Source organism: Pseudomonas entomophila L48 (genome assembly GCF_000026105.1).
GTDB classification, from domain to species: Bacteria; Pseudomonadota; Gammaproteobacteria; order Pseudomonadales; family Pseudomonadaceae; genus Aquipseudomonas; species Aquipseudomonas entomophila.
Map to the genome: position 1 here is coordinate 2,843,006 of NC_008027.1, position 23,934 is coordinate 2,866,939.

A 23,934-nucleotide genomic window follows, 5' to 3' on the forward strand; every position below is an offset into this window, starting at 1 on the left:
GTGAGGTTTCAATGGGTCTCGCAGTTTGGAATCGTCGATGTGGCGGGCCGCTTGCCCGTCGTCGCCAGTCTTCCCCCCGCGTGCGCAGCCGCCTGGCAGCACGACGCCCCGCCCACCGCTCACGCCTGGCCCTGGGTGTGTCTTCCCCCTGATCGCCCCCGATTGATCGACCCTTGACTGGCTGGACGCCCGTCGTCCTGCGCGCATCACCAGAACAATAATCACGGACGGTAGCCTCGATGCCCGACACTTCCTCCTTGCGCGCCAACGCCTGCGCGCACCTCGCCGTATTACCCGAGAACTGGCACCACGACGTGCCGTTCGATACCGCTTTGTGCATGCACGGCCTGTTCGAAGCCCAGGCGCGGCGGGTGCCAGGCGCCATCGCCGCGCGCTACGGCCAACAATCGCTGGGTTATGGCGAACTCAACGCCCAGGCCAACCGCCTGGCCCATCACCTGCGCACGCTCGGCGTCGGGCCGGATGTACGGGTCGGGCTGTGCCTGGCGCGTTCACTGGACATGCTGGTGGCGGTGCTCGCCGTGCTCAAGGCCGGTGGCGCCTATGTGCCGCTGGACCCTGGCTACCCTCGGGCGCGCCTGGCGCACATGCTCGCCGACAGCGCCCCGGCGGTGCTGCTCAGCCATGGCCCGGCACGGGCGGCGCTCGACGGGCTGTCGCTGCCGCCCGGGGTGCTCGACCTCGACGACAGCGTGGCCTGGGCCGACCGCCCAGCCCATGATCCGGACCCACAGGCCATCGGGCTGACGCCCCGGCACCTGGCCTATGTGATCTACACCTCCGGCTCCACCGGCACGCCCAAGGGGGTGATGGTCGAGCACCGTGGCCTGGTTGCCCTCAGCGCCGCCTGGGCACGGCTGTACCCGTTGCAGGCACCGCTCAACCACCTGCAGATGGCCGGCTTCTCGTTCGATGTGTTCAGCGCCGACCTGATCCGCGCCCTGGGCTTTGGCGGCACCCTGGTGCTGTGCCCGCGCGACACGCTGATGGACCCGCCCGCGCTGTACCGCTTGCTGTGCGAAGCCGAAGTGGGCTTCGGCGACTTCGTGCCGGCGGTGCTCAACCCGCTGCTGGACTGGGCCGAAGCCAACGGCCGGGACCTGTCGTTCCTGCGCACGGTGGTGTGCGGCTCGGATGTCTGGACCGCCCACAGTGCCCGCCAGCTGCGCCGCCTGTGCGGCGAGCGGGTGCAGGTGGTGCAGGCATACGGCGTCACCGAGGCGAGCATCGACAGTACCTGCCACGAGGTGCCTGCCGAGGTGGCCGAGGGGGCGTTGCCCATCGGTCGGCCGCTGGCGAACTGCCGTGTCTATCTGTTCGATGCCCAGGGCCAGGCGAGCGAGGAGGGTGAGGTGTACCTTGGCGGCGTCGGCGTTGCCCGCGGTTACCTGAACCTGCCGCATCTGACCGCCGAGCGTTTTGTCGATAACCCCTTCGTCGCCGGTGAGCGCCTGTACCGCACCGGCGACCTGGCGCGCCTGCGCGCCGACGGCCAGCTCGAATTCCTCGGGCGCAACGACCACCAGGCCAAGTTGCGTGGCCTGCGCCTTGAATTGGGCGAGATCGAGGCGCGCCTGGCTGAGGTCCCCGGGGTACGGGAAAGCCTCGTGCAGTTGCGCCAGGACACGCCGGGCGAGCCACGCCTGGTGGCCTACTACGCCCGGCACGAGGGGGCTGCGCTGACCCCGGCCGAGCTGAGCCGACAGCTGCGTATGCACCTGCCGGACTACATGGTGCCGAGTGCCTTTGTGCAATTGCCCGCCTTGCCGCTGACCGCCAATGGCAAATACGACCGCAACGGCTTGCCCGCGCCGGATGCCAGCGCCTTTGCCCAACACGTCTACCAGGCCCCGCAAGGCACGCTGGAGAGCGCCCTGGCGGCGATCTGGAGCGAGGTGCTGGGGATCGCGCCCATCGGTCGTGAAGATCACTTCTTTACCCTGGGCGGTCACTCGCTGCTGGTCATGCGGGTGCTGGCCAAGGTGCGCCAGGACCTGGCCCTGGACGCGCCGCCCTCGGCACTGTTCGAAAGCCCGCGGCTCATGGACTTCGCCCTGAGGCTGCAGGCCACCCAGAATGAGGAGCGCCTGCCGATCAGCGTCGTCGAACGCAGCGGCGCGCAAACGTTGTCGTCCGCCCAGCAGCGGCTGTGGTTCCTGGCGCAAATGGAGGGGGGCAACGCGGCCTACCACATGCCGCTGAACCTGCGCTTGCGCGGCGTTCTGCAGGTGCAGGCGCTGGCCGACAGCCTGAACCGCCTGGTGGCGCGCCATGAAGCGCTGCGCACCACCTTCGTCAGTGTCGAAGGCGAAGGCCGCCAGTGTGTCGGTGGCCCTGACCAGGGAATGGCGTTCACCCAGGTCGACCTGCAAGGCCTGCCCGCCGCCTCCGCACGTCTTGAAGCGTTGATCGAGGAGGAGGGCGCGCGGCCATTCGACCTGACCCAGGGGCCACTGATGCGCGCGTGCCTGGTGCATCTGGCGCAGGATGAGCATGTGCTGTTGCTGACCCAGCACCACATCATCTCCGACGGTTGGTCGGTTGGGGTTTTCACCCGCGACCTTGAAGCCTTGTACAGCGCCGCGCTGCTGGGCCAGGAAGCGGACCTGCCGGCGCTGCCGGTGCAATACGTGGACTACACCGCCTGGCATCGCCAATGGCTGAGCGGCGAACGCCTCGAGGCCCAGCGCCGCTACTGGCGCCAGGCGCTGGAGGGGGCGCCGCCGCTGCTGACGCTGGGGACCGATCACCCGCGCCCGGCCGTCCAGGACTATCGCGGTGGCTTCGTGCCGCTGGTGCTGGATCAGGCCCTGACCACGCGCCTGAAGGCCCTGTGCGGCGCCCACGACACCACGCTGTTCATGGCCTTGCTGGGCGCCTGGTCGCTGCTGTTGATGCGCCTGTCCGGGCAGGATGACGTGGTGATCGGCGTGCCCTCGGCCAACCGCCCGGACCCAGCACTGGACGGGTTGATCGGTTTCTTCGTCAACACCCTGGCCCTGCGCATGACCCGTACGGGAGCACCGTCGCTGGCCGAATGGCTGCATCAGGCGCGGCAGGTGACGTTGCACGCCCAAGCTCATCAGGACTTGCCGTTCGAGCAGGTGGTGGAGCTGCTGAACCCGCCACGCAGCCTGGCCTACAGCCCGCTGTTCCAGGTGCTGTTCGCCTGGGAGCAGGACCAGGGCCAGACCCTGGCCTTGCCCGGGTTGGAAATCACGCCAGTGCACGCCAGCCAGCACGTGGCCAAGTTCGACCTGCAACTGGCGCTGAGCGAACGCGATGGGCAGATCGTCGGTGGGTTGGAATACGCCTGCGGGCTGTTCGAGCGCGCCACCGTGGTGCGCATTGGCGAGTACCTGTGCCGTCTACTGGAGGGGATGGTCGGCACTCCAGGGCGGTCGATCGCCACCCTCGAACTGCTGGACCCGCAGGAGCGTGTGCAGGTGCTGGATACCTGGAACCGCACGGCCCGCGACACCGCCAGCCAGCCTGGCTGCCTGGCGCGCCTGGAGGCTGTCGCCCGCCGCATGCCGGATGCCGCAGCGCTGATCGCCGACGGCCAGGCCCTGAGCTACGCCGAGCTGAACTGTGCGGCCAACCGCCTGGCCCATCATCTGCTCGCCCTGGGCATCGGCCCCGAACAACGGGTGGGCTTGTGCCTGGAGCGCTCGGCGCACATGGTCGTCGGCCTGCTGGCCATCCTCAAGGCAGGCGCTGCCTATGTGCCGTTCGACCCGGCGTACCCGGCCGAGCGCCTGGCCTTCATGCTCACCGACGCTGCGCCAAGCCTGCTGCTGACCCAGGCCTCGCTGCGCCCGGGCCTGCCGCCAGCCGTCGAACTGCTGTGCCTGGACAGCGACGCGGCGCGCTGGGCCGACTGCCCGGGCAACGACCCGCAGGTGACGGTGAACCCCGAGCACCTCGGCTACGTGCTCTACACCTCCGGCTCGACCGGCCGCCCCAAGGGCGTGGCCCACAGCCGTCGTGCCCTGGACAACCTGATCGCCTGGCAGTTGGACGAGACGCCCATGGTGTGCCGTGTGCTGCAATTCGCCTCGCTGAACTTCGACGTGTCGTTCCAGGAAATCTGCAGCACCCTGTGCCAGGGTGGCACCTTGCAGTTGATGAGCGAGGCCGGGCGCAAGGACCTCGCCACCCTGCGCCCGACCCTGGTGGCCCAGGGCGTGGGGCGCGCGTTCCTGCCGTTCGCCGTGCTGCAGCAGTTGGCCGCCGTGACCGAGCCCGACGCGCCGACGCCGCCTGCTGGCTGCGAGATCGTTACCGCCGGCGAGGCGCTGCAGGTCAACGACGCGCTGCGCGCGTTCGTTCGCGGCCTGGGTGGCACGCGCCTGTGCAACCAGTACGGGCCGACCGAGACCCATGTAGTCAGCCAGTTCAGCCTCGATTGCGCCGACGCCGGCCACTGGCCGGAACTGCCCCCCATCGGCAAGCCGATCGCCAATGCGCGGCTCTATGTGCTGGACGGTGACCTCAATCCACAGCCGGTGGGCGTGCCCGGCGAGTTGTACATCGCCGGCCACTGCCTGGCCCGCGGCTACCTCAATCGGGCACCACTGAGCGCCGAACGCTTCCTGCCCGACCCGTTCAGCCCCGCGCCGGGCGCGCGCATGTACCGCAGCGGCGACCTGGCCCTGCTGCAGGCCGACGGCAACGTACAGTACCTGGGGCGCGTGGACCAGCAGGTCAAGCTGCGCGGTTTCCGTATCGAGCTGGGCGAGATCGACAGCCTGTTGCGCCAGCAGCCAGGCGTGCAGGATGTCGCCGTACTGCTGCGCGAGGACGTTGCCGGCGATCCACGGCTGGTGGCCTATGTGGTGGGCACGGGCGATGCGCAAACCCTGCGCGCGGCCTTGCAGCGCCAACTGCCCGAGCACATGCTGCCCACGGCGTGGGTCAGCCTCGCGCAGCTGCCGCTGACCCGCAACGGCAAGCTCGATCGCCAGGCCCTGCCGGCGCCCGAGCGGGGCGGCATGGCGGACTATGAAGCGCCGCGCGACGAGACCGAGCGGCGCATGGCGCAGGTCTGGGCCGAAGTGCTCAAGTGCGAGCGGGTCGGCATCCGCGACAACTTCTTCGACCTGGGCGGTCACTCGCTGCTGGCCACGCGCCTGGTCTACGCGATCAACCAGCGCCTGGGCGCGCAGTTGTCACTGAGCAGCTTGTTCCAGGCGCCGGTGCTGATGGACCTGGCCGCGCAGGTCACGGTGCTGGAGGAGGGGCAGGCCGAGCCGCAGCTCCAGGCCCTGCAGGCCGACCCCGCCGGGCGCCACGCGCCGTTCCCGCTGACCGACATCCAGCAGGCCTATTGGTTCGGCCGAGACGCCAGCATCAGCCTCGGCGGTGTCAGCGCCCACGGTTACGAAGAGTGGCGTATCCCCGACCTGGACGTGCCTCGCTTCGAGGCCGCGCTGAACCGCATGATCCGTCGCCACGACATGCTGCGCGTGGTGTTCCTGGATGACGGCACCCAGCAGGTACTGGAGCAGGTGCCGACCTACACGCTTGCCCGCAGCGACCTGCGCGGGATGAGCGCCGAGGAAGCCCAGGCCGCCCTGATGGCCACCCGTGAGCGTCAATCGCACCAGGTGCTCGACGCCAGCCGATGGCCGTTGTTCGACTTCAGCGTGACGCTGCTCGACCACAACATCAGCCACTTGCACATCAGTCTGGATGCCTTGGTGGTCGACGCCGCCAGTACGCAGATCCTCGCCCGTGAGTTGATGGCGTTCTACGACATGCCCGGCCTGCAACTGCCCGAACCGGGCGTGACCTTCCGCGATTACGTGCTTGCCGAGCGACGGCTGCGCGATGGCTTGCGCTATGAGCGAGCCCTGGCCTACTGGCGCGATCGCATCGAGAGCCTGGCGCCGGCCCCGGACCTGCCGCGGGTGTGCCAACCGCAGAGCATCGCCAACCCGCACTTCACCCGCCGTGACCGCGACATGCCGGCCGCGCAATGGCGCCAGCTCAAGGCCATGGCCCGGCAGTTCGGTGTCACCCCATCGGTGATGCTGCTCACCGCGTTCAGCGAAGTCCTGGCGCTGTGGAGCCGCCAGCCGCGGTTCACCCTGAGCCTGCCGCTGTTCAACCGCCTGCCGCTGCACCCGCAGGTCGACGCGATCATCGGTGACTTCACTTCCCTGGTGCTGCTGGAGGTGGCCATCGATGGCAACGCCAGCTTCACCGACAAGGCCCGTGCCGTGCAGGCGCGCCTGTGGCAGGACATCGACCATTCGGTGGTCAGCGGTGTGCGCGTGCTGCGCGAGCTGTCCCAGGCCCGCGGGGTGCAGCAGACGGCGATGCCGATCGTGTTCAACAGCACCTTGTCGGAGGCGGCACCCGAGCTGGCCGAATTCAACCTGGGCGACGCCCTGGGCGCGACGCTGGAACACAGCATCACCCAGACCCCGCACGTGTGGCTCGACCACACCCTGCTCGAACTCGAAGGCCGCCTGCTGTTCAACTGGGACAGCATCGACGCGCTGTTCCCCGAGGGCATGATCGGGCAGATGTTCGCCGCCTACAACGCGGTGCTTGACCAGCTGCTTGCACCTGAGGCCTGGGCTGCCAGCACACCGCAGTTGCTACCGCAGGCACGCCTGCCACAAGCGCCGCCAGCGCCACGCGACCTGCCGCTGATGCATGAGCTGTTCGAGCGCCAGGCCCTGGCCACGCCACAGGCCGTCGCTGTGCTGGGGGCCCGTGAACTGAGCTACGGCCAGTTGCGCCAGGAGGCCCGTCAACTGGCGGCACAGCTGCAGGCTCGTGGCGTACAGCCCAACCGACTGGTCGCGGTGGTAATGGAGCGCGGCTGGGAGCAGGTGGTGGCGACGCTGGCGATCCTCTATGCCGGCGGCGCCTACCTGCCCATCGACCCGAACCTGCCCGCCACGCGCCTGCGGCACATTCTCGAACGCGCCGAGGCCACCCTGGCGCTGACCCAGCCGTGCCTGCTGGGACGGGTCGCGTGGCCGGCGCAGGTCACCGCCCTGGCGGTCACCGAGCAGCCCGGCAGCCAAGTTGAACCGCTGCGCGACGTTCAGGTTGGGCCCGATGACCTGGCCTATGTGATCTACACCTCCGGCTCCACCGGCACGCCCAAGGGCGTGGTGATCGACCACCAGGGCGCGGTCAACACCTTGCTCGACATCAACCGCCGCTTTGCCGTGGGCCCGCAGGACCGGGTACTGGCGATCTCGTCGCTGAGCTTCGACCTGTCGGTGTACGACTTCTTCGGCACCCTGGCGACGGGCGCCGCGGTGGTCATGCTCGAACCGCAGCTGAGCCTGGACCCGGCGCACTGGGCCGAGCTGATCGAACGCCACCAGGTGAGCTTGTGGAACTCGGTGCCGGCACTGCTGGGCATGCTGGCCGAGTACCTGGAGGGCGAGGGCAGGGTGCTGCCGACGAGCCTGCGCCTGGCCATGCTCTCCGGCGACTGGATCCCGCTGGCGTTGCCCGAGCGCGCCTGGGCACTGCGCCCGGGGCTGCAACTGATGAGCCTGGGCGGGGCCACCGAGGCGTCGATCTGGTCGATCGGCTACCCGATCACCCAGGTCGACCCGGCCTGGCGCAGCATCCCCTATGGCCAGGCGCTGGATCACCAACGCTTCCATGTGCTGGACGACGCGCTGCAGGTGCGCCCGACCTGGGTCACCGGCCACCTGTACATCGGCGGTATCGGCCTGGCCAAGGGCTACTGGCGGGACCCGGCGTTGAGCGCCAGGAGCTTCTTCGACCACCCACTGACCGGCGAGCGCCTGTACCGTACCGGCGACCTGGGGCGCCGGCTGCCGGATGGCAACATCGAGTTCCTTGGCCGCGACGACAACCAGGTCAAGGTCCAGGGCTACCGCATCGAGCTGGGCGAGATCGAAACGGTGCTCAACCGTCACCCGGGCGTGCACAGCGCGGTGGTGCGTATCCTCGGCGAGGCCCAGGCGCAGAAACGCCTGGCCGGCTACGTGCTCAAGGCCGACCCGGCGCTGCAGGCCGGCGACTTCAACAGCTACCTCGCCGACAAGCTGCCGGCGTACATGGTGCCGTCGTCGTTCACCTTCGTGGAAGCCTGGCCACTGTCGGCCAATGGCAAGGTCGACAAGAGCCGACTCCCCGAGCCCGACCAGGCTCAGGCCGGTGGTCTGCAACTGCAGGTCGAAGGGCCGCTGGAACAGCGCCTGGTGGCGATTGTCCAGCAGGTGCTGGGCCAGCCAGGCATCGCCGCCGACGCCAACCTGCTGAGCCTCGGCGCCACATCCATCGATATCGTGCGCATCAGCAATGCACTGTCGAGCGAACTGCGCTTCCGCCCTCAGGTGGCGCAGCTGCTGGCGCAGCCAACCCTGCTCAATCTGCTGGCGCTGTATCGCCAGCGTGCGCCGCGCCAGGAAACGCTGAGCGCAAGCGTTGACGAGGTACTGGAAGACCCGCAGCAGCGTGCGGCTTTCAAGGCCGAGCAACGCGCGCGACGGCGTTTCGCCAACGACACGCCGCAGGTGGCCCTGGCGCAGCCGGTCGATCCGGCCTTCGCCCAGCGCTACCGCGACTACCGTTCGGTGCGCCAGTACCTGGAACAACCGATTGCCGCGCAGGCATTCGCCGAGCTCCTGGCGGTGCTGGCCCAAGGGCAGCTGGACGGCGAGGCGAAGTACCTGTTCCCGTCGGCGGGCGGCGCCTACCCGCTACAAACCTACCTCTCCATCAAGCCTGGCCGGGTGCTTGGCGTACCCGGCGGCGCCTACTACCACGACCCGGTGGGGCATCGCCTGGTGGCCGTGGGCGAGGGTGTGCTCGACCCGGACACCTACGACTACTTCGTCAATCGCCCGGTGTACGAGGGCGCGGCCTTCGCGCTGTTCTTCGTCGCCGACCTGGCGGCGATCCGGCCGTTGTACGGCGAGGGCAGCCACGACTTCTGCCTGATCGAGGCGGGGGCGATGGCGCAACTGCTGACCATGGCCGCGGCCGACCAAGGGTTGGGCCTGTGCGGCGTCGGCTCGGTGGAACCCCGGCAGCTGGCCTCGCTGTTCGACCTGGGGCCCAGCCATTCGCTGGTCTATTCGATGGTCGGCGGCCTGCGTGGGGGCCATGTGTCCCATCGCCCACAACCGGAAACGCTTGCCATCACGGCGCAGGACGACACTGACATGGAGGAATTCGAAGTATGAACGCCCATCAACTGCTGGCGTTTTTCGATCGCCATGGCGTTGCCCTCGAGGTGGACGGCGACAAACTGCGTTGCAAGGCGCCCAAGGGCTTTCTCGACGAGACCCTGCTGCAGGCCCTCAAGACCCACAAGCAGGCGCTGATCGCCTTGCTCGCCCGGCCTGACGACAATGCGCCGATCCCGCGCCGCGCGGACGAGCAGGCCCATTGCCCCCTGTCGTTCTCGCAGCGCCAGTTGTGGTTCCTCGACCAGCTGGAGCCCGGCAATCCGTTCTACAACGTGCCCTCGGCGCTGACACTCAAGGGGCCGTTGGACGTGGTCGTGCTGGAGCGGGCGCTCAATCTGCTGGTTGAGCGCCACGCCATGCTGCGCACCACCTTCGTCAGCGTCGACGGCGAGCCGCGCCAGGTGGTGCACGCGAGCAGGCCGCTGACCCTGGCCCTGCTGGATCTGCGCGACCTGCCCGAGACCGCGCGCCAGGCCCGCCTGGCCGAGCTGGTCGAGGCTGACGCCCGCGCACCGTTCGACCTGGTGAACGGCCCGTTGCTGCGGGCGATGCTGGTGCGCCTGGCCGATGATGAGCATGTGTGGCTGTACAGCGTGCACCATATCGTCGCCGATGGCTGGTCGATGGGCGTGATCCTGCACGAAGTCGCCACCCTCTATGGCGACCTGCTGGGCGGCCGGCCCCCAAGCCTTGCGCCGCTGCCGGTGCAGTACGCCGACTATGCCTGCTGGCAACGGCAACGCCTGGACGACCAGGCGCTGCAGGGCCAGCTCGACTACTGGCGACGCACCCTGGCCGGCGCGCCCCCCCTGCTGGACCTGCCTGGCGACCGCCCGCGCCCACGGCAGCAGCGCTTCGTCGGTGCCACGTTCGGCTCGACGGTGGATGGCACCACCCTGGCCGAGCTCAATGCCCTTGCCCGACATACCCAAGGCACGCTGTTCAATGTGTTGCTCGCCGCCCTGGACGTGCTGCTGTGGCGCTACAGTGGCCAGCGCGACCTGTGCGTGGGCACGCCCTTCGCCAACCGGGGCAGGGCAGAGCTGGAACCGTTGATCGGCCACTTCATCAACACCCTGGTGATCCGCCAGCGGCTCGACCCCGCGCAGACGTTCGCCGAATTGCTGCGTGAAGTCCGCGCCAACCTGCTGGAGGTCCACGGGCACCACGACGTGCCGTTCGACCGTGTGGTCGAGGCGCTGAACCCGCCGCGCGACCCCGGCCATTCGCCGCTGTTCCAGGTGATGATGGTGCTGCAGAACACCCCGGGCGCGGCGGTCGCCATGCCGGGCCTGGCGCTGTCGGCCCATGGCACCGGCAGCGCCACGGCCAAGTTCGACCTGGCGTTCGAGTGGGTCGAGCGCGACGGTGCGCTGCACCTGCTGGTCGAGTACAACACCGACCTGTTCGACCGCGCGACCATCGAGCGCCTGAGCCATCACTACCGCCATCTGCTCGCCCAGGTGGCCGCCGAGCCCAAGCGGGCGCTGCATGAGTTGTCGTTGCTGGACGAGCGCGAGCGCGAGCAGGTGCTGCATGCCTGGAACGTGTCTCCCGCCTTGCAGGCCCCCATCGATTGCGTGCACCGCCTGGTCGAAGCGCAAGCCGCACGCCATCCCCAGGCGAATGCCGTGACATTCGAGGATCGGCGGCTGAGCTATGCCGAACTCAATGCCCAGGCCAACCGCCTGGCCCGCCACCTGCGCACCCTGGGCGTCGGTCCGGACGTGCGCGTGGCCGTCTGCGTGGAGCGCGCCCTGGAACTGCCCGTGGCGTTGCTGGCGGTACTCAAGGCCGGTGGCGCCTATGTGCCGCTGGACCCGGACTACCCGGTCGGGCGCCTGGGCCACATGCTGGGTGACAGCATGCCTGCCGTGCTGCTGACCTTGGGCCCGGCCCAGGCCATCGTGCGCCAGGCCATGCAAAGCGCGGGCTGGGAAGCACCGATGCTCGACCTGCAGGCCGATGCGGCCAGCTGGGGGCACCTGGCCAGCGACAACCTGGCCCCCCATGAAGTGGGCGTGACCCCCGAGCACCTGGCCTATGTGATCTACACCTCCGGCACCACCGGCTTGCCCAAGGGCGTGATGGTCGCGCACCGAGGCCTGGGTAACCTGCTGCTGTGGTGCCTCGGTGTCTGCGGCGAGGCTGGGGCGATGCTGCACAAGATCCCGTTCGGCTTCGATGCCTCGGCCTGGGAAACCTTCTGGCCGCTGGCGACCGGCGGACGGCTGGTCATCGCCCGGCCCGGCGGGCATTTCGAGCCGGGCTACCTGGCGGACGTGGTGCGCGAGCAGCAGGTCACGGCAATGGTCTTCGTGCCGGCGATGCTGCACCTGTTCCTGGAAACGGAGGCGGTCAGCCAATGCTACAGCCTCAAGGACGTATTCTGCGGGGGCGGCGAGCTGTCGCCGGCCCTGGCGCGGCTGTTCCAGGCACGCCTGCCCCATGCCCGGCTGCACAACGTCTACGGCCCCACCGAAACCACGGTCATCAACAGTATCTGGACCCTGGCGCCGGGCGACAAGATACCCGCGTTGCGCCTGCCAATCGGCCGCCCCATCGCCAACAACCGTTTCCATGTGCTCGACGATTTCGATGCCCCGGTGCCGGCCGGTGTCACCGGCCACCTGCATATCGGTGGCGTGGGCGTGGCCCGTGGCTACCTGGGGCTGCCGGCGCTGAGCGCCGAGCGTTTCATCGACAGCCCGTTCGTGCCCGGTGACCGGCTGTACCGCAGCGGCGACCTGGCGCGCTACCGTGCCGACGGGCAGCTGGAGTTCCTCGGGCGCAACGACTTCCAGGTCAAGCTGCGCGGCGTGCGTCTTGAACTCAGCGAGATCGAGGCCCGGCTGCAGGCCTTCCCCGGCATTGCCGCGAGCGTGGTGTTGATGCTCGGCGACGAGGCCCAGCATCAACGCCTGGTAGCCTGCTGCGTGGCGGCCCAGGCGCCGGAAGAGCAGGCGGTGCGCGCGCACCTGGCCCAAACCCTGCCCAGCGCCGTGCTGCCCAACGCCTACCTGTGGCTCGACAGCCTGCCGCTCACCGCCAATGGCAAGGTCGACCGCCAGGCGCTGGCCGAGCGCGCCGACCACGACCTGGCGGCGCGCCAGGTCAACCTGAGCAGCCCACGCGACCATATCGAGCTGACCCTCTACCAGATCTGGAAAGGCCTGTTGCTGGCCCCGCACATCGGCATCCGCGACAACTTCTTCGCCGTGGGTGGCACGTCCATCGCCGCGATCAAGATGGCCTACCAGATCGGCCAGGCCTTCGCTGTCGACGTGCCGGCGCGGGTGGTGCTGGGCCACCCGACCATCGAGGCGCTGGGCGGCTGGTTGCGCGCGGGGGCCAACCCCCATCAGGACAACAGCAACCTGATCACCTTCAGGTCAGGGGACGGCCAGCGCAACGTGGTGTGCATCCACCCGGCTGGCGGCACCGCGTTCTGCTACCTGTCGCTGGCCAAGGTGCTGCCCGAGGCGGTCGGCGTGTACGGCGTGCAGTCGCCGGGGCTCAACCCGGGGGAGGCCACCGAGCCCACGGTCGAGGCGATGGCCGAGGCGTACTTGCGGCTGATCGAGCCCCTGTTGGACCGGCCACTGGTGCTCACCGGGCTGTCGTTCGGCGGCCTGGTGGCCTACGAGATGACCCGGCGCCTGCGGGCGGCCGGGGGTGGCCAGGTCAGCGTGGTGCTGCTCGACACCCAGGGCTCGGACGACCCGGCCTTCCGCGCGCAGATCAGCACCGTCGACATGGCGGAGTTCCGCGACAAGCTGGTGCGCTTCAACGGCATGTACCCCGGCATCGAGGATGCCCAGGTCGAACGCTACTACCACCTGTACAACCACAATCGCCTGGCCATGGCGGCCTATGCCTGCCCAGCCGGAGGGGGGCGGGTGGTGCTGGTGCAGGCCCGGGAAGACCTGGCACGCGGTCAATTGCGCGCGCTGCGCGGGTTCTGGCGCCGTCGCGCCGCAGGTGGCTACCTGGCCACGCTGGTGCAGGGCGGCCACTGGGACATGCTGGAAAGCGCCGAGATTCATCGCGTTTCACGGACGATCAATCGCGAGCTGCAACGTTTCGATGCCCAGGAGGGGAAATGATGAGCGTGTTCCAGGAAACCGTGCTCGCACGCTTTGCCGCCCAGGTGCGGCGAGACCCGCAGGCCCTGGCGGTAATCGATCAGCAAGTACACCTAAGCTACGCCGAACTGGCCAGCGCCAGTGAGCGCATCGCCCGTGGCCTGAAAGCGCGGGGGCTGCTGCCGGGCCAGGCGTTGGCGCTGTACCTGCCTCGCGGCTGGCAGTGGGCCGCGGCGCTGCTCGGGGCGCTCAAGGCCGGGGCCGTGGTGATGCCGCTGGACCGGGCCAGCCCCGCCGAGCGCCGCGCGCTGATGCTCGCCGATGCCGACTGCGTGGGAGTGCTGAGCCTCGCCGACGCGCCACAGGGGCTGCCCGGCCCATGGGAAGCCAGTGTCGAGGCGCTGCTGGACCACCCGGACGAACCCGCCCAGCCGCTGGCCGGCACCTTCGCCGAGGTCATGTGCCTGTTCTACACCTCCGGCACCACCGGCGTGCCCAAGGGCGTGGAAGTGGGCGAGCGCGGCGTGCTGCGACTGGCGCAGGCCGGCAGCTACATCGATATCCAGCAGGGCGATCGATTTGTCTGCCTGTCGAACCCGGCCTTCGATGCCTGCAGCTTCGAGCTGTGGGCGCCCTTGCTCAATGGCGGCTGTTGCGTGATGGTCGCCGACGACGACCTGCTCGATGCCCGGCGCCTGGCCCAGGTGCTGGAAACGCAGCGGGTCGATACCTTGTTCATCACGGTGTCGCTGTTCAACACCTTGAATGCGCAGTACCCGGCCTGCTTCGCCAGCCTGCGCCAGGTACTGACCGGCGGCGAGCAGGTCAGCCCGGTGGCGGTGCGGGCCTGGTACCAGGCCAACCCGGACAGCGCCTGCCGCCTGTTCAATGTCTACGGCCCCACCGAATGCACCACCTTCGCCCTGTGCCACCCTATTGCGCGGGACTTCGCCGCCGACACCGTGCCCATAGGCCAGCCCTTGCCGGACACCGGCATGCGCGTGCTCGACGCGCAGCAGCAGCCGGTGGCGCCAGGCGAAATTGGCGAGCTGTACCTCAGCGGCAGCGGCGTGGCCCGTGGCTATCGCAACCGCCCCGAAGAGACTGCCCGTTGTTTCGTGCGCCTGCCTGCGCTGGAAGGTGGCGATGAGGTGCATTACCGCACTGGGGATCTGGTCCGGGTCAACCCCGAAGGGCAGGTGGAGTGCCTGGGGCGGGTCGACCGGCAGGTCAAGGTGCGCGGCTTCCGTATCGAGCCGGGCGAGGTGGAACAGTGCCTGCTCGAACACCCCCAGGTGGCCCAGGCCTATGTCTGCAGCCGCAGGCAAGCTGCCGAGGACCACCAGTTGCTGGCCTTCGTCGTGCCGCGCGAAGCGCTGGACTATCGCGAGTTCGACGCCTACCTGCGCGCCCGCCTGGCGCCCTGGATGCGCCCGCACCATCTGTTCCAGGTGCCACGCCTGCCGCTGACGGCCAACGGCAAGATCGACCAGGGCAGCTTGCTTGCCCAGGCCGGTGCACCCTGGCGGCCGGCAGTCGAAGAGGGTGGGTACTCGCCAGCCCTGGCCTGGCTGCTGGAGCAAGCGCGTACGCTGCTTGGGCAACCCGCGATCGGTGGCCAGGACGACTGGTTGGGCAGCGGCGGCGATTCGCTCCAGGCCATGCGCCTGCGTTCGGCGATCCGTGGCCGCTGGGAGCAAGAGATCAGCATCGCGACATTGCTCGCCGAGCCGTTCGCGGCGCTGGCCGAGCGTCTTGAACAGGGGCAGGGCGCAAGCCCGGACTATCCACCGGCTCCGGCGCCGTCGAGCGCATTGCGTGGGCCCGCCAGCGCCGAGCAGCGCCGCCTGTGGCTGGAGCAGCAGCGCGTCCCCGGCTCGACTGCCTACAACGTGCCCTTGGTGCTGCATCTGGCGGCCGGCGCGGAGCCACAGGCACTGGCCGAAGCACTGCGTCGCCTGGTGGCACGCCATCCCGCCTTGCGCACCGCCTTCGTGGCGGGCAACGACGGCCCGGAGCAGGTGGTTACCGAACAGGCGGCGGTATGCCGGGTACTGGCACCGGGGGCGTTGGGCCAGGACAACTGGCAGGCTTTCGCCAGCCTGGTGTTCGACGAGCCGTTCGACCTGGCCAGCCCGACCCTGTTGCGCGCCTGGGTCGCGCCGCATGCCGACGGTAGCTGCCGATTGCTGCTGAACCTGCACCATATCGTTACCGACGGCTGGTCGATGAACCTGCTGTTCGAAGACCTGGCCGGCCTGTATCAGGATGCCCTGCAAGGTTGTGACCGCGCCGCCCCGACGCAGGTGTTGAACACGTTGGATTTCGCCCAATGGCAGCGGCAATGGAGCGTCACCCCGCATTACCGGGAGCAGCGCCGCGCCCTGGCAGCACTGCACGCACGTCACGGTGAGGCGACGCCGGCCCGGCAGGCCATGGGGCCGGCCAGCAGCGAAGGGCGGTTGTACCGTCAGCCCTTGGGCGAGCGGCGCAGCGCCGCGCTCGAGCGCTTCTGCGCCCAGCAGCGCATGACCCGCTTCGAGGTGCTGTTCAGCGTCTTCGCCTGGAGCCTGCACGCCTTGGCCGGTTGTGATCGCCCGCGGATCGCCAGCCCCGTGGCCAACCGGCCGCTGGCTGAGTTCGAGGCCTGCGTGGGCATGTTCGCCAATACGGTACTGATCCCGACCGATGTGCGCGGCGCGCAATCACTCGGCGAGCAGCTGCGCCGGCAAACCGCCACCGTGCGTGAGGTGCTGGCCTTGCAGGACGTGGCCCTGGCCGACCTGGTCGAGGACCTGCGCCTGTCCACCGGCCAGGCGTTGTTCGACTACCTCTTCGTGCTGGAGAACACCGACTACGCCAGGCTCGCGGACGCACCGCTGCGGGCCACCCTGGCGCCGCACCCGGCACCCCAGGCCAAGTGCCCGCTGAGCCTGCTGGTGGTCGGCGGCGACGGGCCGCTCGAGTGCTGGTGGGAATACCAGTGCAGCCATTTCGACAGCCGGCAGGTGGCCGCGCTGGATGCCCTGGTGCACCGTGGCCTGGACCTGTTGCTGGAAAACCCGCAGGCGTCCCTGGACACACTGGTGGCGCCTTATCGCCTGGGCCTGCCGCCGGCCAGCGAAGGCGCCACGCTGCCATTGCCGTTCGCCACGGTGGCCGACTGGTTCGAGCACCAGGTGCACGAAACACCCGAGGCCACGGCGCTGGTGGCCGGCCAGCGGCGCTTGAGTTACGCCGAGCTGGATGCGCTGGCCGCGACCTTGGCCGCGACCTTGTCCAACCAACACACGGGCGATGGCGCGCCGAACATGGTGCTGTTCCTGGCGCCTTCGGTGGAGCATGTGGTCGCCTTGCTGGCCCTGGCCAAGCTCAATATCACCGCCGTGCCACTGGACCCGAACTATCCGGTGGCGGTGCAACGCCAGGTACTGGCCCAGGCCTGTCCGCGCTGCGTGTTGTTCAGCGGTGCCACCGAGGCCGCCCTGCAAGCGCTGGGCGTCGAGGCGTTGGCCCGCCATCGGGTCGACCTGCAGGCCGCGCCCCAGGATTTGCAACGGCCCCGGCACCATGGCGAGCGGCCGCTGTACACATTGTTCACTTCGGGTTCGACCGGTATTCCCAAAGGCGTGCAGGTGCCTGACCGGACGCTGTGCAACCTGCTGCACTGGCAGCGCAACGCCGGGCAGTTGCCGGCACGCTCGGTGACCTTGCAATTCTCCATGTTGTCATTCGACGTGGCGTTCCAGGAGCTGTTCGGCACCCTGTGCGGCGGCGGTTGCTACCACCTGATCGAACCCCGCTGGCGGCAGGACGCCCAGGCGCTGCTGGCCTACATCCAGCAAGCAGGCATCGAGCGGCTGTATCTGCCGTTCGTGGCCTTGCAACACCTGGCCCAGGCCGCCGTGGCCCAAGGCCGCTACCCCCAGACCCTGCGCGAGGTGGTCACGGCCGGCGAGCAACTGCTGTGCACCGAGGCACTGCGGACCTGGTTCGCCGGCCTGCCCAGGGCCAGTCTGTTCAACCACTACGGCCCGACCGAAACCCATGTGATCAGCGCCTGTCGGCTGCCGTCCCAGGTAGGTGACTGGCCGCTGCGCGCGCCCATCGGCCGGGCGATCGACAACGCCCGGTTGCTGCTGGTCGATGCCCAGGACCACCCCGTGCCCACGGGCACCCAAGGCTACCTGTTGGTGGCTGGCGCCATGGTCACGCGTTGCTATCTGGGGGAGACGGCGCTCAATACCGAACGTTTCGTCGAACTGCCACAGGCCGACGGCAGCCGCTGCCTGTACTACCGCACCGGCGACCTGGCCTGGGTCGATGCCCAGGGTTGCCTGCACTACGTGGGCCGTGACGACCAGCAGGTCAAGCTCAGCGGCCATCGCCTGGAGCTTGGGCAGGTCGAGGCGGCGTTGATGGGGCTGGAGGCGGTGGCCAACGCCGTGGTGACCGTGCAAGGGGAACCTGCGCGGCTGACGGCGTACCTGCAACTGTCCGGCACGGCACCGTCGGTACAGGACCTCGACCGCTTGGTGGCGCGGCAGTTGCCGGCCCATGTGCGCATCGACCAGTACCGACGCCTCGACGCCTGGCCACGCACCCCCAGCGGCAAGGTCGATCGCAAGGCGCTGGCCGGGCAGGGCGAGGTTCTGCAGCGCCAGCATCCGGTCGCGGCCCTGTCGAATCCGCTGGAACGCCAGCTGGCCACGCTGTTCCGCGAGGTGATCGGTCACGCCATCGAACCCGAGCAGACCTTCTTCGAAGCCGGCGCCACCAGTTTGGGCCTGATGCGCCTGCACACGCGCTACACCCAGGCCTTGCCCCGGGCGCCGAGCATGGCCGAGCTGTTCGAGCATGTGACGATCCGCCGGCTGGCGGCGCACCTGGGCCGTACCGAGGGCGCGCCAGTGCGCCGCGAGCAGCCTGGCGAGGCGGGCGAAGCCGCGATGGCGATCATCGGCATGGCGGTCAACGTGGCCGGCGCACGCAATCTGGGCGAGTTCTGGGCGATGGTCCAGGGCAACGCGCTGGGCATCGAGCATTTCGCGGCCGCCGAAGGCCTGGTCGGCGCCCGCAGCCAGTTGCAGGGCATGCTCGATTTCGACCCCGAGTACTTCGGCATCAGCCGCCAGGAGGCGCGGCTGATGGACCCGCAGCAACGCCACCTGCTGATGGCCTGCGTGCAGGCCCTGCAACACGCCGCCATCGTGCCTTCGGCCGACGGCCCGCGCATCGGCCTGGTGGCCAGCTGCGGCGAGACCACTTACTTCCAGCAGATGCTGCGTGAATGCGGCGAGGGTGAACTGCCGGACGGCTTCCAGCTGGCCCTGCACCACGACAAGGACTTCCTCGCCACCAAGGCCGCCTACCACCTGGACCTCACCGGCCCGGCGCTGAGCGTGCAGGCTGCCTGCGGCAGCTCGCTGATCGGCGTGCACCTGGCCTGCAACCTGCTGCGCCAGGGCGACAGCGAGGTGATGCTGGCGGCCGGCGTGCTGATCGACCCGACCCTCAGCGAGGGCTACCGCCATCGCTCGCAGCACATTTTCTCCCGCGACGGGCTGTGCCGGCCGTTCAGCGAGGACGCCAGCGGTACCCTCGGTGCCAGTGGCTACGGTGTGGTGGTGCTCAAGCCCCTGGCCCGAGCCCAGGCCGACGGCGACCGCATCTACGCCGTGGTGGAAGGTTCGGCGCTGAACAACGACGGCCACGGCAAGATGAGCTACACCGCGCCGTCGGTGGCCGGGCAGGGCGCGGTGATTGCCCGGGCCCTGGCCAAGGCCGGGGTGGCCGGTGCCGATATCGGCTATGTCGAGGCCCACGGCACCGGCACCTTGCTCGGCGACCCGATCGAGGTCGCCGCACTGGCCCAGGCCTTCGGCGAGGCACCGGCAGGCACCTGTGCCCTGGCTTCGGTCAAGAGCCAGGTCGGCCACCTGGGCGCGGCGGCGGGGGTGGTCGGGCTGATCCGCGCCACCCTGGCGGTGTACCACGGGGTGATCCCACCGAACCTGGGCTTCTCGCGTATCAACCCACAGATCGACCTGGCTCGCTCGCCTTTCCACATTCCGACCACGGCGCGCCCTTGGCCTTCAGGGCGTCGACGGATGGCCGGGGTCAGCAGTTTCGGCATCGGCGGCACCAACGCCCATGTGATCGTCGGCGCGGCGCAGGGCGAGGCACAAAACCGCGATGATGTCGTGCCGCTGTTGTTGCTGTCGGCGCACAGCCGCACGGCACTGGAGCGCGATGTGCTGGTGGTAGGGGGTTGGCTGCAGGCCAACCCCGAGCAGGTGCCCGCAGTGCTGGGCCACCTGCAGGCCGGACGCCGGCAGGCACGCTGGCGCTTTGCGGTGCCCTACCGGGCAGGTGACGATCTACCCCTGTCGGCGATTCGCGAGGTCGCTGCATCACAGGTGCGCCTCAAGGCCAGCGAGCATTCGCCTCAGGCGCTGCTCGAGGCCTGGTACGACGGTGCGCATATCGAGTGGGCGCAGCGTTTGGCACCGCCGCCCTGGGACTTGCCGCCTTCTTCCTTCGACCTTGAAACCTACCGCTTCCAGAGCCTCGGCGTGCCCGAGCGCAAACCGTTGGCCGACTGGTTCCACCAGCGGCAATGGCAGCGCATGTGGCGCATGGCTGGCCCCGCGCCGCAGGCAACTGTTCGCCAGACCTTGGTGGTGTGCAGCCATGCGGCGGCCGACGAAACGCTGCTCGGCACGCTGGGGGCTGCCTACCGGCGCGTGGTGCATGTGCGCGCAGGGGATGGTTATCGCCAGCTCGCCGCGAACCACTTCGAGCTCGATGTGCTGGATGCCCAGGCACTTACGCGCCTGCTCGCCGAACTGCCGGGCGACCTGGACTGGCTGCACGCCTTGCCGCTGTCGGTGGGCGGCGCGGTCGATGAGCGGAGCCTGGCGACCGCCCAGTGGGCCTGCCTGGACACACCCTGCAGCCTGATGCAGGCCTGGGGCCAGGCACCACGCGACGCCAACCTGCGCTTGTGGCTGTTGTCATGGCAGGCCTGCCCGGTGCAGGGTGCAGTGGCACGGCCGGAACTGACGGCGCTGGCCGGTGCGACCGAGGTGGTACCCCAGGAGTACCCGGTGCGCTGCCACTGGCTGGATTGCCCGAGTCCCTCTCTGCTGGAACACGCCAAGCCAGTCGCCGCGCTACTGGCCGAACCTGATGCCTTGCCCCGGCGCATGGCCCTGCGCGACGGCTACCTGTGGCAACCGCGGCTGGTGCCAAGCCCACTACCGTTGGCTGCACCGAACACCTTGCCAGACCACGGTACCTTCCTGATCCTTGGCGGCGGAGGCATCGGGCGCACCCTGTGCCAGCACCTGCTGCGCGCGCCGGGCCGGCGCGTGGTGCTGTTGTCGCGCTCGGCGACTTGGCCAGAGGCGTGGCAGGTGGACCGCGAGCGGGTCGAGTGGCTGCAGGCCGACCTCGCCGACCTGATGCGCTGGCCGCAGGTGCTCGAGCATCTGGCACAACGGTACGAGCGCTTCGATGGCGTGATCCATGCCGCAGGCGTCGGTGCCGGCAGCCTGATCCGACAGCGCGACGCCGAGCGGATGGCCAGCGCGATGGCCGCCAAGACCCGTGGCATGCTCGCCGTCGAGGCGCTGATCGCGCGGATGAACCCGGGCTTCGTGCTGTACTGCTCGTCCATGTCGGCGCTGTTCGGCGGGGCCGGCCACCTGGACTATGCCGCCGCCAGCGGCGTGCTCGACGGCTTCAGCCATTACCGCGCGCCGGGTGACCAGGGCTGCCTGCGCCTGGGCATCAACTGGGACATCTGGCGCGAGACCGGCATGGCCACCGAAGCCAGTGGCAATGATGCCGCGCACCAACAGCATCTGAAAGTCGGTCTGTCGACACAGGAAGGCTGCGAGGTGTTCGACCGGGCCATGACCGCGCAACTGCCCCAGGTGCTGGTTTCGACCACGGCACTGGCGCATGCCCGACGCTTCTATCCCGTGCGCCATGGCGCCGTGACAGCACCGGTCGAAGTACCGCCAAAGCAGGACGCACTGCCCGCACGCCTGCGCGACTGCCTGTGCCAATGGCTGGGCGTGGACGCACTGCAAGACGATGCGTCGCTGTATGACCTGGGCGCCGATTCGCTGACGCTGCTGGACCTGATTGATGAACTGCAGCGCGCCACGGGCGTGGTGGTGCAGCTGTCGCAGTTCAGTCCCACGGTCAGCTTGCGTGAGGTGCTGGCGTTGGTGGGCAATGACCCAGGCCAGGCCGAACGCGCTGGCGACCCTTGGCACAAGGCGCTGCGGATCGACCCATGGCACAAAGGCCGCGCACACCAGTGGCTGTATCTGATCCACCCGGTCGGCGGTGACGTCCAGGCCTACCGTGAGCTGGCTGCGGCGCTGCACCCGGACCTCGAGGTGCGGGTGATCGCCGACCCGGTGCTGCGTCAGCCCGAGCTGCCGAACATCTCCCTGGAAGCGCGCGCGGCGTTGTACCTGGACGCGATACAGGCCGAGCTGCCCGATGGTGCGAGCTGGCGGCTGGTCGGCTGGTCCTTCGGTGCCTGGGTGGCCCAGGCCATGTGCGCCCTGGCCCGCGACACCGGACTCGAGTTGCCGGCGCTGTACCTGATCGACCCACCTGCGCCGGACGCCGGGACCGAGTTGAAAGCGATCGACGAGGGGCAGATCCAGCGGGTATTTGAACGGGAGTTCGCCTTGCGCAACGGCGAGACGGACGGCGCACGCTACCTGGAGCGCCTGGTGGCCTGTTGTCGCAACAACCTGGCGAGCATGCTGGGGCATGTGCCTGGCGTACAGGCCGAGACGACCGGGCAGCTGTTCATCGCCACCCAGCCCAACCCCTACGGCATCGGCAGTGGCTGGCAGGCACAGGACCTGTGCCAGGCCTGGCAGGCGTTGCTGCCGGGCCTGCGCAACTGGGTGGCGCTGGATACCGACCACTACGGCATCGTCAGCGGCCCCTGGGCGCGCAAGATCGCCGAGGCGATCAATAGCGACCTGCTTGCGCGGGAGGAGGGTGTTCATGGCCGGTGAATATGCACAGGTGCCCGCGTGGCTGGGCCCTCTGCTGCGGGTGCTGGAAACCGGTCCCTTGCCCCGGCAGTTGGATTGCCAGGCGTACTGGCGGCTGTTGCACCGCTGGCAAGCCGAGGTGGTGCTGCCGTTGCTCGCCCGGGCGCTCCCCGAACATGACCACGCCGTGACCACGCTGCGGCGCCTACATCAACGCGCGAGTCTGGGCCTGCGGGGGCGGGTCGGTGAATGGCGGGCCGCACTCGGCCCAGTGCTGTTGGCGGTGTTTCGTCGGGCCTACGCCTTCGACTCGGCCTATGCCCAGGCCTATGACAGCGCCTTGGACTACGGCCTGGCAGCGTCCAACCAGGCGATGATTGCCGAGCAGTTTGGCGACGCCGAGGCCTTCGCCCGGCATTACGCGCAACTAAGCACCGACGCCAACGCCCAAGCGTTCGCCACGGCCAACGCGGCGGCCAGCAGCATGCTCGTCGCCCGCGCCTACGCCAGCGAGGACGAACAAGCCTGTGCCAGTGTCGTCGGCGCCTTGGCGAGGGCCTGCAACTGGGCCTGCGCGAACGCCGCGGAACAACGCGCAGCGGTGCGCGAACAACTGGCGGCCGGGTTGCAACACGTGGCCAGCCAACACCCATCAGGGAGGAACGTATGGATCAACAGGCACTGAAGGCCATCGAACGTATTGCCGGCGCTCAGCGCGCGCCGTATCGCAGCATCAGCGTGGATCGGCTCACGCCGGTAATCGGCGCCGAGATCGGCGGGGTCGACTTGTCGCGCCCCCTGGCCGCGGAGCAACTGGCAGAGATTCGCCGGGCCTTCCTGGAGAACCACGTGCTGGTGTTTCGCGACCAGCACCTCGACGTCGAGCAGCACAAGGCCTTCGGGCGCCTGTTCGGTGAGCTGCGGGCCTTGCCGCTGGATGACATCGACGGCGACGACCCCGAGCTGGTGGTGATCCGTGCCAACGCGCAGTCGCGCTTTGTCGCCGGTGAGACCTGGCACACCGACGGTACCGCCGACCTGGAGCCGTCCATGGGGTCGATGCTGTACGTGAAGGAAACCCCGGCCATTGGTACAGGTGGCGACACATTGTTTGCCAACATGCACCTGGCGCTGGAGATGCTGTCGCCGGCGATGCAGGCGTTTCTCGGGACGCTGACGGCGATCCATGACGGCGAGATGCCCTGGAAGGGCTACACGCCACCACCCGGCCTGCCGAAGACCGAGCACCCGGTGGTGGTGCGACATCCGCAGACTGGGCGGCCGTCGTTGTTCGTCAATTCGGGTTTCACCTCGCATATCGTGCAGTTGTCGGCGGGCGAGAGTCAGATGCTGTTGAACCTGTTGTTCGACCTGGTGGCGCGTGAGCCGGTGTTGAGCTGCCGGGTGCGCTGGGCACCGGGAACCCTGGTGTTCTGGGACAACCGGTGTACCCAGCACCATGCGGTTTGGGATTATTTCCCGCATTCGCGGTATGGGGAGCGGGTGACGATTCTTGGGGGGCGGCCGCAGGCTTGACGCGGGGTGGCGGGCAGGTGCTTGTTTCAGGGTATGCAGCGCTCTAGAGATCGAGCGCCGCCC

General features: G+C 69.0%; 5 protein-coding genes. All 5 read left to right on the forward strand.

Going from position 1 to position 23,934, the window contains the following annotated elements:
* The first annotated feature begins 239 nt into the window (after window positions 1–239).
* From PSEEN_RS12600 to PSEEN_RS12620, 5 genes are read left to right on the forward strand one after another with little or no spacing between them, the layout of a single operon-like run.
* The gene (locus PSEEN_RS12600) at window positions 240–9,212 is read left to right on the forward strand and encodes a non-ribosomal peptide synthetase (protein ID WP_011533898.1); all 8,973 of its coding nucleotides are present in this window, start codon (window positions 240–242) and stop codon (window positions 9,210–9,212) included.
* Entirely contained in the window at window positions 9,209–13,324 is a 4,116-nt protein-coding gene (locus PSEEN_RS12605; protein ID WP_011533899.1) for a non-ribosomal peptide synthetase, read from the forward strand. Before PSEEN_RS12600 ends, PSEEN_RS12605 begins: the two co-directional genes overlap by 4 nt.
* Window positions 13,324–22,356 (forward strand): non-ribosomal peptide synthetase, encoded by a 9,033-nt coding sequence (locus PSEEN_RS12610; RefSeq protein WP_011533900.1) that lies wholly within the window; start codon window positions 13,324–13,326, stop codon window positions 22,354–22,356. The genes PSEEN_RS12605 and PSEEN_RS12610 overlap by 1 nt, the downstream gene beginning before the upstream one ends.
* Window positions 22,346–23,020: a hypothetical protein gene (locus PSEEN_RS12615; protein ID WP_158020252.1), complete on the forward strand. Its 675-nt coding sequence runs from the start codon at window positions 22,346–22,348 to the stop codon at window positions 23,018–23,020. The genes PSEEN_RS12610 and PSEEN_RS12615 overlap by 11 nt, the downstream gene beginning before the upstream one ends.
* Window positions 23,002–23,871: a TauD/TfdA dioxygenase family protein gene (locus tag PSEEN_RS12620; RefSeq protein WP_011533902.1), complete on the forward strand. Its 870-nt coding sequence runs from the start codon at window positions 23,002–23,004 to the stop codon at window positions 23,869–23,871. Before PSEEN_RS12615 ends, PSEEN_RS12620 begins: the two co-directional genes overlap by 19 nt.
* Window positions 23,872–23,934: the final 63 nt, after the last annotated feature.